General features: G+C 44.7%; 10 protein-coding genes. 4 read left to right on the top strand and 6 right to left on the bottom strand.

Annotated elements, in window-relative coordinates:
• Positions 1-4 precede the first annotated feature (4 nt).
• Both JMX18_RS00860 and JMX18_RS00855 read right to left on the bottom strand, forming a co-directional pair.
• Positions 5-679, bottom strand: coding sequence for a response regulator transcription factor (locus JMX18_RS00860; RefSeq protein ID WP_201582793.1), 675 nt, complete (start codon positions 677-679; stop codon positions 5-7).
• On the bottom strand, positions 676-2,820 hold the full coding sequence (locus tag JMX18_RS00855) for a PhnD/SsuA/transferrin family substrate-binding protein (RefSeq protein WP_201582791.1): 2,145 nt from the start codon (positions 2,818-2,820) through the stop codon (positions 676-678). Before JMX18_RS00855 ends, JMX18_RS00860 begins: the two co-directional genes overlap by 4 nt.
• Before the next feature lie 300 nt (positions 2,821-3,120).
• Here JMX18_RS00855 and JMX18_RS00850 point away from each other — a divergent pair, with 300 nt between their 5' ends.
• From JMX18_RS00850 to JMX18_RS00835, 4 genes are all read left to right on the top strand, one after another.
• On the top strand, positions 3,121-4,497 hold the full coding sequence (locus tag JMX18_RS00850) for a cytochrome c (RefSeq protein ID WP_227674516.1): 1,377 nt from the start codon (positions 3,121-3,123) through the stop codon (positions 4,495-4,497).
• A complete protein-coding gene (locus JMX18_RS00845) occupies positions 4,497-5,435 on the top strand; it encodes a c-type cytochrome (protein WP_201582788.1) in 939 nt (312 codons plus the stop codon). The genes JMX18_RS00850 and JMX18_RS00845 overlap by 1 nt, the downstream gene beginning before the upstream one ends.
• A 235-nt stretch (positions 5,436-5,670) precedes the next feature.
• The gene (locus tag JMX18_RS00840; RefSeq protein WP_201582787.1) at positions 5,671-8,070 is read left to right on the top strand and encodes an FdhF/YdeP family oxidoreductase; all 2,400 of its coding nucleotides are present in this window, start codon (positions 5,671-5,673) and stop codon (positions 8,068-8,070) included.
• A 259-nt stretch (positions 8,071-8,329) separates the two neighbouring features.
• The gene (locus JMX18_RS00835; RefSeq protein WP_201588166.1) at positions 8,330-9,304 is read left to right on the top strand and encodes a formate dehydrogenase accessory sulfurtransferase FdhD; all 975 of its coding nucleotides are present in this window, start codon (positions 8,330-8,332) and stop codon (positions 9,302-9,304) included.
• A gap of 73 nt (positions 9,305-9,377) precedes the next feature.
• Here the strand turns inward: JMX18_RS00835 and JMX18_RS00830 are convergent, their stop codons facing one another.
• The 4 genes from JMX18_RS00830 to JMX18_RS00815 all read right to left on the bottom strand — a co-directional run bounded on the left by JMX18_RS00830 (position 9,378) and on the right by JMX18_RS00815 (position 13,475).
• The gene (locus JMX18_RS00830) at positions 9,378-11,138 is read right to left on the bottom strand and encodes an ATP-binding protein (protein ID WP_201582786.1); all 1,761 of its coding nucleotides are present in this window, start codon (positions 11,136-11,138) and stop codon (positions 9,378-9,380) included.
• A gap of 13 nt (positions 11,139-11,151) precedes the next feature.
• Positions 11,152-11,814, bottom strand: a complete 663-nt coding sequence (locus tag JMX18_RS00825) for a response regulator (protein WP_201582785.1) — start codon at positions 11,812-11,814, stop codon at positions 11,152-11,154.
• A gap of 169 nt (positions 11,815-11,983) precedes the next feature.
• A complete protein-coding gene (locus tag JMX18_RS00820; protein WP_201582784.1) occupies positions 11,984-12,553 on the bottom strand; it encodes a PepSY domain-containing protein in 570 nt (189 codons plus the stop codon).
• Positions 12,554-12,836: 283 nt separating this feature from the next.
• Positions 12,837-13,475, bottom strand: coding sequence for a DedA family protein (locus tag JMX18_RS00815; protein ID WP_201582776.1), 639 nt, complete (start codon positions 13,473-13,475; stop codon positions 12,837-12,839).
• Positions 13,476-13,483: the final 8 nt, after the last annotated feature.

Below are 13,483 nucleotides of genomic sequence, written 5' to 3'. Positions count from 1 at the left end.
TAAACTAATCCTCTAACATCGCCAACTTCTGAATCAACTCACTGACATGCTGCGCTTGCATCTTTTTCATGACCTGTGAGCGGTGCACCTCTACTGTGCGGACTGAAACCTCTAGATGATCCGCAATAACTTTATTAAGGTTCCCTTGCATCAGCTCATGAGCGACTTGCTTTTCTTTATCGGTCAGCTGGGCATAGAGCTTTCGAATATAGTAGCGCTTAGCACGTTTGATGGTTAAAACTTGGGCGGCACTAATTGCTTCTTGTAGGCGTTGGCTGCTAATAGGCTTTTCTAGATAATCAGCTGCGCCCTTTTTGAGCATAGTCACTGCATCGGGAATCTCACCATTGCCCGTTAATGCAATCATAGCAATAGGGCTATCATGTTGGTTCAGATAATCTTGCAGGGCATGCCCGCTCATCTCTGGCATCATCAAATCACTGATCACCACTGCTGGATAATAAATATTGACCTGCTGTGAAAACAATACGGCACTCGCCCAAGTTTTAGTGCTCAGGCCCAAACTATTAACTAAGAACTCGCAGGACTCACGCACACTTTGTTCATCGTCAATAATGTGTATCATTAGCTGCTCTGGAACCATACTTTCGTACCAATCATCGTTGACAGACTCATTTGACCATTCAGTTAGTCCATCTGCTGTTTTTGAGGATGTCATACGCCACCTTGCTGACTGGGGTTATTGGAATCGGTTTTATGAATAGTATTGAACTCTTTAATAGTAGCAGATGTTGATTGCAATGGCAGATAAAACGATACTTGTGCCCCTATCTTATGCTTCCATGGATATTTACTATCTGTTGGAACAATTTGAGTCTTACCATTTAAAGTATGTTTGAGACGTTGTTGATAATGCGGGTTAAGCGCTTTTATACGTGCGAGCTCTTTTTCTACTTCTATATTATTCAACCGCATCGCTCCGCCAATGGATTTGCATAATCTTTGGCAGATCATCAAACCCAAGCCTAAGCCTTCTACCTTGGTTGAATCAGATTGAGTATAGGTTTGTTTAGATAACTGAGCGGAGGTCAAACGCGACTCATCAAAACCGCCGGCATCGTCAGTAATATGTAGAACCAACCAGCGAGTATGGTTCTCTTCTAACGCTTGGCAGCGTAGCATAATATGAGCTGCTCCTTGCTGCTGGCTATTTAGCATAGTATTAATAAATAGCTGATCAAGCAGCAAGCTAGGTAGCTGCAATTGCTGGTAGTCGCTAGCATACCAAAAGCTCATATCTGCCGCTTTTTCGCCTAATAGAAGTATGCACTGCTGATAAATATCAGCGATATCGACGCTCACCTCATCAGATTGAGGTTTACCTGCCCAGCGGCGAATATTACTAATCACTGCGGCAACCCGTGTGGTTTCATTAACGATCTGCTGTAGCGCCCTCTCCGTAGTTCTTCTGTCAACGGCATTTTTTTGATTCTCATTCCTATTGTTATGGTCATTTTCATGTTGACCATCGGTCGTTACCTTTTGACTGCGAATCAATAAGCCTTGAGCATAGTTCTGAATGGTAGCTAGGGGCTGGTTAATTTCGTGTGCAATCGATCCGCTCATCTCTCCAATGACTGCAAAGCGTTCAGACTGTTTAAGCCTATGATCATAATCTCGGATCAAGCGGTTCTGCTCAAGAATTTGTCGCCGCCTGCGCCACGCCAGCCAGCTCATCCAACCATAATTGATAGTCGATATAACGATGATAAAAGCAATGATCCCCACCCACCAACGATGCGCATAAATCCAATCAACAATATGACTGCCCAACTGCTTTTGCGAAGGATGGCGATTCATATCGTACAAAATGCGCTCTGCATCTGCACTAGACTCAGGCGGCAACCAGCGTAAGACAGTTGTTTCGCCTCTTAAATGTGTATCATTAGCTTGCCCAGATACGGTAAACAGATTTTGATTCACTTGCCTTATTAAACCTGCTGGCGCTTGCGCAGTAGCTGCCAATGTCCAATTGGGATAAATCTTGGTTGAAGACTGGCATTGTGAGGCGGTCTTGACCGAATGCACAAGCCGATACTTTGATTGGTCAATCTTCCCTTGTCGCGCCATCTCCTCCATCAAGCACAGCGGCGCTATAGCGGCATCCACTGCCCCGCTTGCTAAGGTACTCAAGGTACGCTCGACAGGGTAACCGACGAATTGGGTTTGATAGCTGCTCGGAGCAATGCCATTTTGCTGTAATAAATGCGCAATGAGCAGGTAACCGCCAAACGCATCCTCATCCACCGCCACTACTTTGCGCTGCTGCAAATCCTGTAGCCTATAGATGTCGCTATCTGCCCTTACCCATAACGCACTAGCGACCTGTTCCATAGCACTGGCTTCAGTCAGCTGACTGAGCTCATTTAACTCATTAGCCAAAGTCACTGTTGGCGACTGCTGATTTTGGGGGGTTATAAAACTTGCTGAGGGAGTAGATGGAATTGCTTCAGGCTCGGATGCAGACTCTACTAACTGTGCTTCGGACCATTCAGAGGTAGTGAGCCTCTTGTTTTCAGCTCTAGCAGATTGCACCGTAGCCATCCAGCGCCAGCCTGTAGTATCCATTCTAATAAACTGTACTTGCGGACCCAGTACAAAAGCAAACTGCCCCGCTTCAATTTGTTGTTGCCAATTCTCTAACGCTAGTGGTACCAAAACGATCGTATCTTCCGCTAAATGATTATTAAGACCGTCCAACCAAGGCTGCCAGCGCTGCTGTGCCGCCGCCTCTCCTTGCGGAGCCAGTACGCCCAAATAGTAAGTCTGGGCGCACGCAGAGGTTATGGATTGCACCATAAGCACTGTTATAGCTAGCAATAATAAAGCTGGAGATCTCAGCATGAGCTTAGGTACTGTTATGGTTCGTGGCATTACTATTCAACACTCTATCTACGTGATTATCGATATCTATATTAATCTTTATTTAAGCTGATAACCTAAAGCCTCAAAAAGAATGTGGTTTTCCACAATACCATGATGTTACACGTTACCCTATACTATATAGCAACACTGTAATTGGTTACGTTAATTGTTGCACTCAATACTGAGCTTAGCAAAGAGATTATCAAAAAATAAATTATCATGGAGGGCAAGCTTATGAAAAAGTGGCCACTAACTATAATAATGGCTGCCGTCATAGGGCTGGCAATCGCCTTTATTATCGGTATATTATTACCCAATTTACGCACCAGTAGTAGCGATATTGAGGTTAATATAACTGATCCTGAGCTCATAAAAAAAGGTGAGTATGTCACTCGTACCGCTGATTGTGTTGCTTGTCACTCTACCCTTGATGGTGAAGCTTACGCTGGCGGCCTACCTATGCTAACGCCGTTAGGTGCCATTTACTCTACCAATATTACCCCGGATAAAGAGACGGGTATTGGCAATTATAGCTTTGATGATTTTAAAAACGCCGTCAAGCATGGTGTCGCCCCTGGCAATAAAGCTTTGTACCCTGCTATGCCGTACCCCTCCTACCAAATCATGCCCGATGAAGACATGGCAGCGATGTATGCTTACTTTATGTCTGCTGTAAAGCCGGTCAATCAGGCCAACCTAAAAAGTGAGTTGCCTCCTGTGACTAACTGGCGCTGGCCTTTGGCTTATTGGCAAGCGCTATTTGCCCCAAAACGTGAGTTTGTACCCGAGACCAACGATGCGGTATTAGCTCGTGGTCAATACCTAATCGAAGGGCCTGGTCACTGTGGCTCTTGTCATACCGAGCGTGGTATCGGTTATCAAGAAATCGCGCTGAGCAATGCTGATTCTGATGAATACTTAAGCGGTGCGGTTATCGATGGCTGGCGTGCAAAGAGCATTCGCGGTGAGCATCGCGGCCTTGCAACATGGAGCGTTGATGAGCTCAATGACTTCTTTAAAACTGGTCGTACCGATACTACAGCCGCCTTTGGTGCGATGGCAGAAGTGGTTGAACATAGTACCCAATATATGACAGAAGATGATATTAACGCTATGTCTTCTTACTTAAAAACTCTTAGCCCCGCCCCTGGTAAAGAAGTCACTCTCCCTGAGAAAGCAGACGTTACCACCCAAAAATTATTAGATGGCGATTATGATTCGCGCGGCGCTATCTTGTACGCTGAATATTGCCAAATCTGTCACCGTGCGGATGGCAAAGGGGTTCCTCGTATCTTCCCAGCACTCGATGCTAACAGTGCGGTTTTCTCCAAAAATGCCGACTCAGTATTACAAATTACTTTAGGTGGCGGCAGGATGCCTGAGACCCCACATGACCGCATGGCCTTTACTATGCCCGAATTCACCAACCTAAGCGATGCTGATGTAGCAGAAGTGGTCAACTATGTGCGTAATAGCTGGACCAATCAGGCGCCTGAGATTGATGTGAATGATGTGGTTGAAATGCGTGCCTTCCTCGCCAAGAAGCCTAAAACTGGTACAGACATCGCCCCAGACCTAAGTATTGATGCTGCCACACAAGGAGCAAAATAATGAATAAATCACTCTTTAATCGACCTCATGTTGCTGGCAGATCTACTACTGTCCTGTTAGCAGCGAGCATCAGTGCCATTGTTGCTATCAGTGGTTGCTCTCAGCCTGAACCCATCGAGCGTCAAGCATCAGAGTTCAATCTGGTAACAGCTGACGATGCTAACGAAGATATCGGTACTTATGTGTTGCCACAGGATACAGCTATCTTGGATGAGCCTAATGCTGATGAGATATTTTATGGTAAACGCTTATTGAACGAGACCAAGCGTTTACTACCCCAAAACGTAGGCGCTCAGATGAACTGTAATAGCTGCCATATCTCGCAAGGTAAAGTCCCACTTGGCGATCCGTACATCAACAGCTATAACACTTACCCTAGAGTTATGCCGCGCGCCGGTAAAGAGGTAGATATGGAAGGGCGGATTAATGGCTGCTTCCAGCGCTCTATGAATGGGGTGCCACTGGATCGCGAAGGTCCTGAGATGAAAGCCATGATTGCCTATATGAAGTGGCTTAGCCAAAACACCCCTAAAGATCAAAAAGTCGATATCAATAATGCCGGTGAGGTTGATACTACTTTAGTCGGTGATCCGGTACGTGGTGAAAAGCTCTATTATGCTCAGTGTGCTACCTGCCATGGTGATAATGGCGAAGGCATAAAAGACAGCCGCGGCGACATTGTATTCCCACCATTATGGGGCGATGAGTCCTTTAATATTGGCGCTGGTATGGCACGAACGTATAAAGCAGCGGCTTTTGTAAAATACAATATGCCGATGGGTATTCAAACTAAAGGTTTATGGGGTCATGGTAACGTCTTGAGTGATCAAGATGCCGTTGATGTAGCAGAATTCTTTACTCATAAACCACGCCCTGATTTTGCGGGTAAAGTAAATGACTGGCCAAGTGGCAAAAAACCCAAAGATGCACGTTATTAATCTTAATTATGCGAGTTAAAGAGCATGAGCTTTTATTAAAGGCTTAACTCCATTATTAAAAGCTCAACTATCCAAGAAACCCTCAAGAAATTTAAACCTCTTGAGGGTTTTGTTGGTATAAGATAAGGATATTTGTAAAGATATTGGTATTATTGCGTTTATGCTGGCTATCTGTAGATAGCATTTAGTATCATTATCTATTGTCATTTATTTCTTATTAGTTATGAGGCTTATCATGCGTAAAATCCCCGTTTATACTCATCCAGCTGCTGGTTGGCCGGCGCTGATTGCCTCTACTCGTAAGCTTATGGATTATAAAGCCTTTTTGCGAGGAAGCTTAAGCGTTTTCGGTAGTAATCAGCCCAAAGGAGGCTTTGATTGCCCAGGCTGCGCTTGGCCGGACCATAAAAGTCATAAAACTATAGACGTTTGTGAAACCGGTATCAAAGTCCTTGCTAGTGAGACTATGTCTGTAAAGGCCGACGCTGCTTTTTTTGCCAAAAATACCGTAACCCAGCTGCAAAAATGGACAGGTTACGAGCTTGAGCATAGTGGCCGTTTATCCGAACCTATGCGTTATGATGCCACGCAAGATCGTTACCTGCCTATCTCTTGGGAAAACGCTTATAAGATTATCGCTAAAGAGCTAAATAAGCTTGCCTCCCCTGATGATGCTTTATTTTATACCTCAGGTCGGGTTACTAATGAGCCGGCCTTTATGTATCAATTATTTGTGCGCTGTTTTGGTACCAATAATCTGCCGGATTGCTCCAATATGTGTCACGAGCCGACCTCTGTCATGCTGGGTAAGCAGTTAGGCGTTGGTAAAGCCACGGTGATGTTAGAGGATTTTGAACAGGCCAAACTGATACTCATGTTTGGGCAGAATCCTGCAACCAATCATCCTCGTATGCTCGAGATGCTAGCCCATGCCCATAGCGAAGGCTGCAAAATCACTTCTATCAACCCAATGCGTGAACAAGGTTTGAGCGCTTTTAGAAATCCACAAAAACCTACTCATATGGCCGCAGGTCAAAGCGACGATATGGTCGATGAAGTCGTTCAAATTCAGATTGGTGGCGATACAGCGCTATTGACGGGTCTCGCCAAATGGTTAATTGAACACCATAAGATCAATGATGACTTTATTGCCGAGCATACCTCAGGATTTGAGCCGTTAAAGCAATGGCTGCACCAGCAAACCTGGGCAGATATTGAGCTTGGCTGCGGTATTGCTCAAGCAGAGATTATTGCCCTTGCAAAACTGGTTGCCGACAGCCCTGCAACCATTTGTACTTGGGGCATGGGCATCACTCAGCACGTACAAGGCGACGATAACGTGGCGATGATTACCAATCTGCTATTACTTATGGGTATGATTGGTATTGATGGTGCGGGGGCGTCTCCAGTACGTGGACACTCCAACGTGCAGGGCGACCGAACCATGGGTATTCATGAGCGTCCCGGTAAAGATTTGCTTGATAGTTTAGAGCGGGTGTTTGAGCGACCCATGCCACGTGAAGATGGTTATGATGTCGTCGCAGGCGCCAAAGCTATGATTCAAGGCAAGATAAAAGCCTTTATCGGTATGGGTGGTAACTATGCGGTTGCGGCACCTGACAAAAGTGCCATTCAACAAGCTCTAACTACTAATGAGCTTAATGTTTTTGTAGGTACTAAGCTCAACGAAACCATGCTATATCCGGGCGCCAATAATCTAATTTTACCTTGTATAGGCCGTACCGAGCGTCTAGTAACCGCTAAAGGTGAGCAATTTGCCACTATTGAAGACTCTATGTGCCAGATTGTACCGACCCGAGGTACCCTCAAGCCTATTAGTGCTACCCTAAAGTCTGAAGCCCAAATCGTAGCCGATATGGCTACCCATGTACTCGGTGATGACTCATCAATCCCTTGGCAAGCAATGAGTGCGGATTTTGATGTGATTCGTGATTATATTGCACAGGCTATTGATGGATTTGAGAACTTTAATCAGCGTATCCGAGAGTCCGAACGTGGTTTCCATTTATACCACCCTGCCCGCCATCGCGAGTGGAATACCGAAAGTGGTAAAGCACAGTTTGAAGTGCCTAAATACCCGATTACTTATGTCGCTGCTCAGATGGCAGAAACTACCGCTACCTTTAATGATAATACAAAAAACTCTAAGAATAGTAATAGCACTCAGAATAATCAACAGAAGGTTTGGCAATTGACCAGCGTGCGTAGTCATGACCAATTTAATACTATGATTTTTGGTTATAACGACCGTTATCGTCAAACCAATCGCCGTGACGTATTATTTATGCATCCTGATGAAATCAGCCGTTTAGGCTGGCAAAAAGGCGATAAGGTTACGGTCTCGCGTCAAGCCGAGCAAGGCAGCACCAATCCACCCCGTACCCTTGGGCCACTGGTGCTGACCGAGATGGATATCGCTGCTAATGCGGTCGCTGCTTATTATCCTGAATGTAACGATTTATTTGACTTAGACACCCATGCACCCGACTCGCATATACCCGCTTATAAATCCACCACCGTGGTTTTAGCGCGCGCAGCCATTAGTCAAACCAGCAGCGAGACCAGCAATAACAAGGCTGAAAACAATACCAATGGCTTTCCCGCTTTTGCTTGATAAGCACTTTGGCTTAAAAACATCTAGCCCTTAGCATCGCCAAAAAGCTTTTATAAGTTAGGCAAAGGGCTAGGTGCCACTTAAAATATTTAATGATAAATATATATGGTAAAAACAACGCTTTATGATAACCGCCACCATTAACGAAGCTGATCCTCAAATCTTAGCAGACGACCGCCCTGAAACGGTGGCGTCAGCTGATTTGGTATCTAATCGCACCAATTCCCCTATAAAGGATATCAATCCAACACTACACCTGATGACTGAGCCCTTAGCGCCTGTAGCTTCAGCACCACTGGCGCGCACTCACCTCACCCAAAAACACTATTATGCCTTAGATAATTACTATACAGGTGCGCCTGTTCTGCCAGCTGAGAGCCAGCCAAACCTTGTTCCACAAACTTATATCGAAAGCAAACCTGCCAGCTTGGCGGTGGAAGCGGCGGTCGCCATCGTCATCAACGGTATTCATTATGCGGTACTTATGGCAAGTCCCAGCCAGCTTGAATATTTAGCGATTGGTTTTTTATATAGTGAAGGCTTAATTGAGCACAGCTACGAGCTGCTCGATTGGGAAATTATCCCTGTGACTGATATATCGAGCTTGCAAAAATTTGCCCAAGATAGTACGGATGATGAATCCTCATTACTTGAAGCACTTCCAGAACATCTATTGGATTATGACACTTATATCATTGAGCTCACCTTGAGCCAGCGCTGTCATCAGCGTATCCAAGCGCAAAGGCGGCAATTGGCAGGACGCACCGGCTGCGGTATGTGCGGTATTACCGGTCTCACTCAAGCACTGCCCAATCTTGGTCGTTATCAGCAGAGCCTAGCACAAGCGAAAACGGTTCAGCCTAGTCTGGAGTATTTGCTCAAAATCCGTAACCAGATTGCCACTACCCAGCATACTCATCAGCTAACGGGCGCTGTCCATGCCGCCGCCGCCATGCAAGGTGAGCAGCTATACCTATTTGAAGATGTAGGCCGCCACAATGCACTCGATAAACTTATCGGTTGGCAACTGCGTAACAAAACCGAGGTTGAATGCGTAGTCATGACTTCACGAATGTCGATTGAGCTGATACAAAAAGCCATTCGTATGGGCTTGCCTTGGCTGGCTGGAATGTCTGCGCCTACCAGTACAGCGGTGCGAGTTGCTCAGCGTTATGGCTTAGGGTTGGCAGGATTCTTACGTGAAGATAGAGTGACTTATTATTCAGGGCTTTAATTCGGCATAAAAAAGCCTTTAAGTTTGGAAGATTACTCAATAAAAATAATGCAAAACACTTAACGCCAAAAGCTTAATTATCTAATGCAGTAGGCGGAAATACCAAAGTCACGCACAGTCCACTATATTCTCCACTACCCCTTTGTCCAGCATTGCTGTTAAGCGTCGACTGACTTAAAAACACCTCAATCCCGCTCTGCTCACAGATTGATTTGACGATCGACAGACCTAATCCGGTACCCTCGATGCCATCAATACCCTCAACTTCCTGCATTGGGTTACTTGCACTATCTGAGCGCCTTAACTCAGCATTTTGCAGGGTAACCGCTGCTGAATTAGCATCTATAGCATTTCCTGATGGCTCTTTAGACGTGCTCAAGCGCACAAACGGGTCAAATATGGCTTCATAGTCTGCAGGGTTTACCCCTTTACCGGTGTCCATAACTTGTAAGGCTAGCCTATTGTTCAGCCCGTTATCCCCTTTATCAAGCTTATTTGGTTTATCGAAGTGGTCAATTGCAATAGCGTTGGCATTAGCGTTAGACTGAATCACGTGTTGGCCTAAGTTTGCCTTATTAGAATCATTATTGATGCTATCTGAATGAAATTTGAATAGATTAATGGTTACTTGCCCATTATTAGGTGTGTAAATAATGGCATTTTGAATGATGTTTTTGATTACTATTAATAGCGAAGTCTCGTCAATATTGACTGGTTCATCAGCTGCCAAATCTACCGACAACGCTATATTTTTATTATCAATAATAGGGATCAGTAAGCCAATCACTTGTTCAATAGTGGCTTTTACAGAGACAGGCGTAAGCTCATCTTGAGAGCTGCTATTAATATTGCCTGCTCGCGCTAGGGTTAATAACTGTTCAACCAGCTGCTGATTGCGTTTTAGGCGAAGGGCAAGCTTATCCAGCCCTTTAACCATAACCTCATCATCAGTGACCCGCTGCAACCTTTGCAATTGTAAGGAGATGGCGGTCAGCGGTGAGCGCAGTTCATGAGCGGCATCGGCAATGAAACGTTGCTGGCGCTCAATGCTGCTTTTAACCACTATTAACAGCCGATTTAACGACTGCGCAAAAGGGAGGAGTTCGGTCGGCAGGTTATCAATAGGTAGTGGACTTAAATCATTGTCACGGCGCTGACTGATCTTGGTTTGGAGTTGGCGCACCGGTCTTAGCATTCGCCACATAATGAAAGGGAGCAATAAGGTCAAAAGCGCTATACCGATAATTAACGGTAAAAAGGATTGCAGCGCACTCGATCTAGCCAGCTCGTCCTGAAACTCGGTACGCTGACGCACGATAACAACATTATCAGCGCTATCACTGCGATAGATACGCCAAGTGTCCTTATCGATAACTTTGGTACTAATCCCTACTGGAATGCTGGCGAGATCAGCAACGGTGATGGTATCAAAGTCTTCATCTTTGTGGGTTTTGTCAATGTTATTATTGTCACTGTTATTATTGTCATCACCATCATTATCATGGTCATCACTGTCGTGAGAGGAGTAATAAACAACCGGTGTTGCAATAGCGGTGTTGAGCACATCGACGGTAATACTGCCCTCCTCATCATCGGTATCAAAATGAATATTAGACTCCAGCAATATATTATCACCGGTTCCACCGATATTGATGGTTTGCTCAATCAATGCCGCCATGCTCTCAAGGCTATCATCTTGAAACTCATTGAGCTCCTCATAGCTATACCAAAAGCCATAGCCGCCAGCAATGATCGCCAAAAACAATAGGGCTAAAACTGACCAAAATATCAGCTGAAACTGCATAGATTTAAAGAGTTGGCGCGGTGATATCATAAGTTATACCTTATTAAAGACTGCTACTGATATACCAGCCCAAACCTCTGACATTTTTAATCCGCTCGGCGCCCAGCTTTTTTCTTAGGCTATGAATCAAAAACTCAATAGCATTACTCTCCACCTCATCACCCCAGCCATATAGCGAATCCTCTAGTTCAGACTTGGACATAACCTTTTCAGGTGACTGCATAAAGGTGCTCAGTAGCATATATTCTTTGGCGGTCAAGTCAACTGGCGCTCCATCCATCATAACCCGCTTATTGGCGGTATCTAAGCTTAGGTTACCTACGCTTAATTGATTATCCGCCTTGCCTTGAGCACGCCGAATAAGCACGCGCATTCTGGCGAATACCTCCCCTAATTCAAAAGGTTTGACCACATAATCATCCGCTCCTAGATCCAACCCTTTGATACGATCCTTGGTATCATCACGAGCAGTTATAATTAATACTGGCGTATCAATCTTGGCATCGCGAATCGTGGTAAGCACGCCCATGCCGTCCACTTCTGGCAAACCTAAATCTAATAATATAATGTCATAAGGCTGCACCTTTAGGGTCAGGATAGCTTGGCGGCCATCTTTTACCCAATCGACCGTATAGGCTTCGTCTTGTAGCGCTTCGCTTAGACTCTCACCTATCATCAAATCATCTTCAACCAGTAATACGCGCATAAGGCTTCCTTTTTCTGGTATGGCAGTACGTCATAGATAACATGACCATATTAACAGCAGCCAGTAAAAAGCGCTAAGCCGTAATCTAGAGCCTATTCTAGTACGGCTTAGCGCTGTTATTAAATACCAGATTTACTACGCTGTAAGATAGTTAATCGCACTTATTAGATTAGTCATCATTATCTATACGAGTGCTTATGACTTTACCCGTCATACTGTCGATAACGACTTTATGGATTTGACTCCCTTTGGCAACGTCCACCTCATAGACCGCTTGCGCATCATCACCATCGAACTCGGCTTCGATAACTTTACCATTTACTGCTCTAGCAGCTAAGCGCATCGCCTGATTTAGGCTAACTTTTGCTTGTTGCATAGCGTTATATTCGGCGATATCTTCTTTATCGAGTCTTTCTTGTTCTCTCTTTAATACCTTGCCAGTATTGGCGTCAATATCTATTTCATACTCGGTATTATTAGCAATCAGTTTGACTTCATATTTGCCATTTGCCGTATTACCTTTTTGGTCAAACCCAGCGCTAACCACTTGCCCTTTGACGGTCTTTTGGCCTATCTGAATCGCTTGCTCAAGGCTGATTTTGCTTTGTACCGCCGCCATTGCTTCGCTTATTTGACCGTTTGAGGTTGCCGCTTGCCCAGCAACGATACTAGCCGTACCTATTCCTGCAATACCAAGCGCCATAACCAAAGATTTGCTAAATGTTGATAACTTTTTCATAGTATATATCCTTAAGTTTGAATTGATTTATAAATACAGAGCTGACTATTGATATAGTTGGTACTAAATTAAATAGATACACTAGATTATAACGAGAGACTGGAGACAAATTTTTCTTGCGTGCTGTGTCTACGCTGACAGAGGCTGCGCAAAATATGTCCCCAGTCTCGCTGTATCCTTTTTATCTAGACCTGACTCTAGCCGCTTCTGAGTTCATAAAGCTATTATATAAAGCTAAACATAGGAGAAACTTAGCGCAAACTAAGGATTAGATTAGCGAGGTTTATTTGTTTTTATCGTGGGCTTGGTCTTTTTTATAAGATAAACGGCGCTTGATAATCAGACCAAGAATAATAACGATGATTGCTATGCCAATGCCCTTAGAATAAGGGGCTAACACGCTTTCAATAGCATTATAATTCTCGCCTAAATAAAATCCTGCTAAGGTTAATATAGCCGTCCAAATACTGGAGCCCAATGCAGTGAATACCAAAAAAGGCAGTAGCGACATTTTATTCATGCCTGCAGGGATAGATATCAAGGAGCGCACTCCCGGTACCATACGTCCAAAAAACACGGCCTTTTTGCCATGCTTATCGAACCACTCATTAGCTGAGGTGACATCATTCGGTTTTACAAATACGTATTTGCCGTACTTTTCCGTAAAGGCTACTAGACGCTGCTCATCAAAGATACTACCTAAATAATACAAAGGCAGAGCCCCTAATACCGCGCCAAGCGTACCGGATAATATGACCAGTATTAGGCTCAAATCACCTTTTGAAGCGGCAAAACCGGCCGCTGGCATAATCACTTCAGACGGAATAGGCGGAAACACATTTTCGGCAAACATGGCAAATATAATGCCAAAGTAGCCAAACTTTGCCATGATACCTAATACCCATTCGCTTATTTGATTCATAATCACTC

The sequence above is a fragment of the Psychrobacter jeotgali genome, assembly GCF_904846315.1.
In the GTDB taxonomy this organism is placed as follows: domain Bacteria; phylum Pseudomonadota; class Gammaproteobacteria; order Pseudomonadales; family Moraxellaceae; genus Psychrobacter; species Psychrobacter jeotgali.
This window is presented reverse-complemented; position numbering and strand designations above follow the sequence as displayed.

What these genes read in the sequence shown, in the direction of transcription:
- JMX18_RS00820 (WP_201582784.1), bottom strand. Translation starts at nt 12,553, where the DNA reads ATGAAAAAGTTATCAACATTTAGCAAATCTTTGGTTATGGCGCTTGGT.
- JMX18_RS00850 (WP_227674516.1), top strand. Translation starts at nt 3,121, where the DNA reads ATGAAAAAGTGGCCACTAACTATAATAATGGCTGCCGTCATAGGGCTG.
- JMX18_RS00855 (WP_201582791.1), bottom strand. Translation starts at nt 2,820, where the DNA reads ATGGTGCAATCCATAACCTCTGCGTGCGCCCAGACTTACTATTTGGGC.
- JMX18_RS00860 (WP_201582793.1), bottom strand. Translation starts at nt 679, where the DNA reads ATGACATCCTCAAAAACAGCAGATGGACTAACTGAATGGTCAAATGAG.
- JMX18_RS00845 (WP_201582788.1), top strand. Translation starts at nt 4,497, where the DNA reads ATGAATAAATCACTCTTTAATCGACCTCATGTTGCTGGCAGATCTACT.
- JMX18_RS00840 (WP_201582787.1), top strand. Translation starts at nt 5,671, where the DNA reads ATGCGTAAAATCCCCGTTTATACTCATCCAGCTGCTGGTTGGCCGGCG.
- JMX18_RS00815 (WP_201582776.1), bottom strand. Translation starts at nt 13,475, where the DNA reads ATGAATCAAATAAGCGAATGGGTATTAGGTATCATGGCAAAGTTTGGC.
- JMX18_RS00835 (WP_201588166.1), top strand. Translation starts at nt 8,330, where the DNA reads ATGACTGAGCCCTTAGCGCCTGTAGCTTCAGCACCACTGGCGCGCACT.
- JMX18_RS00825 (WP_201582785.1), bottom strand. Translation starts at nt 11,814, where the DNA reads ATGCGCGTATTACTGGTTGAAGATGATTTGATGATAGGTGAGAGTCTA.
- JMX18_RS00830 (WP_201582786.1), bottom strand. Translation starts at nt 11,138, where the DNA reads ATGATATCACCGCGCCAACTCTTTAAATCTATGCAGTTTCAGCTGATA.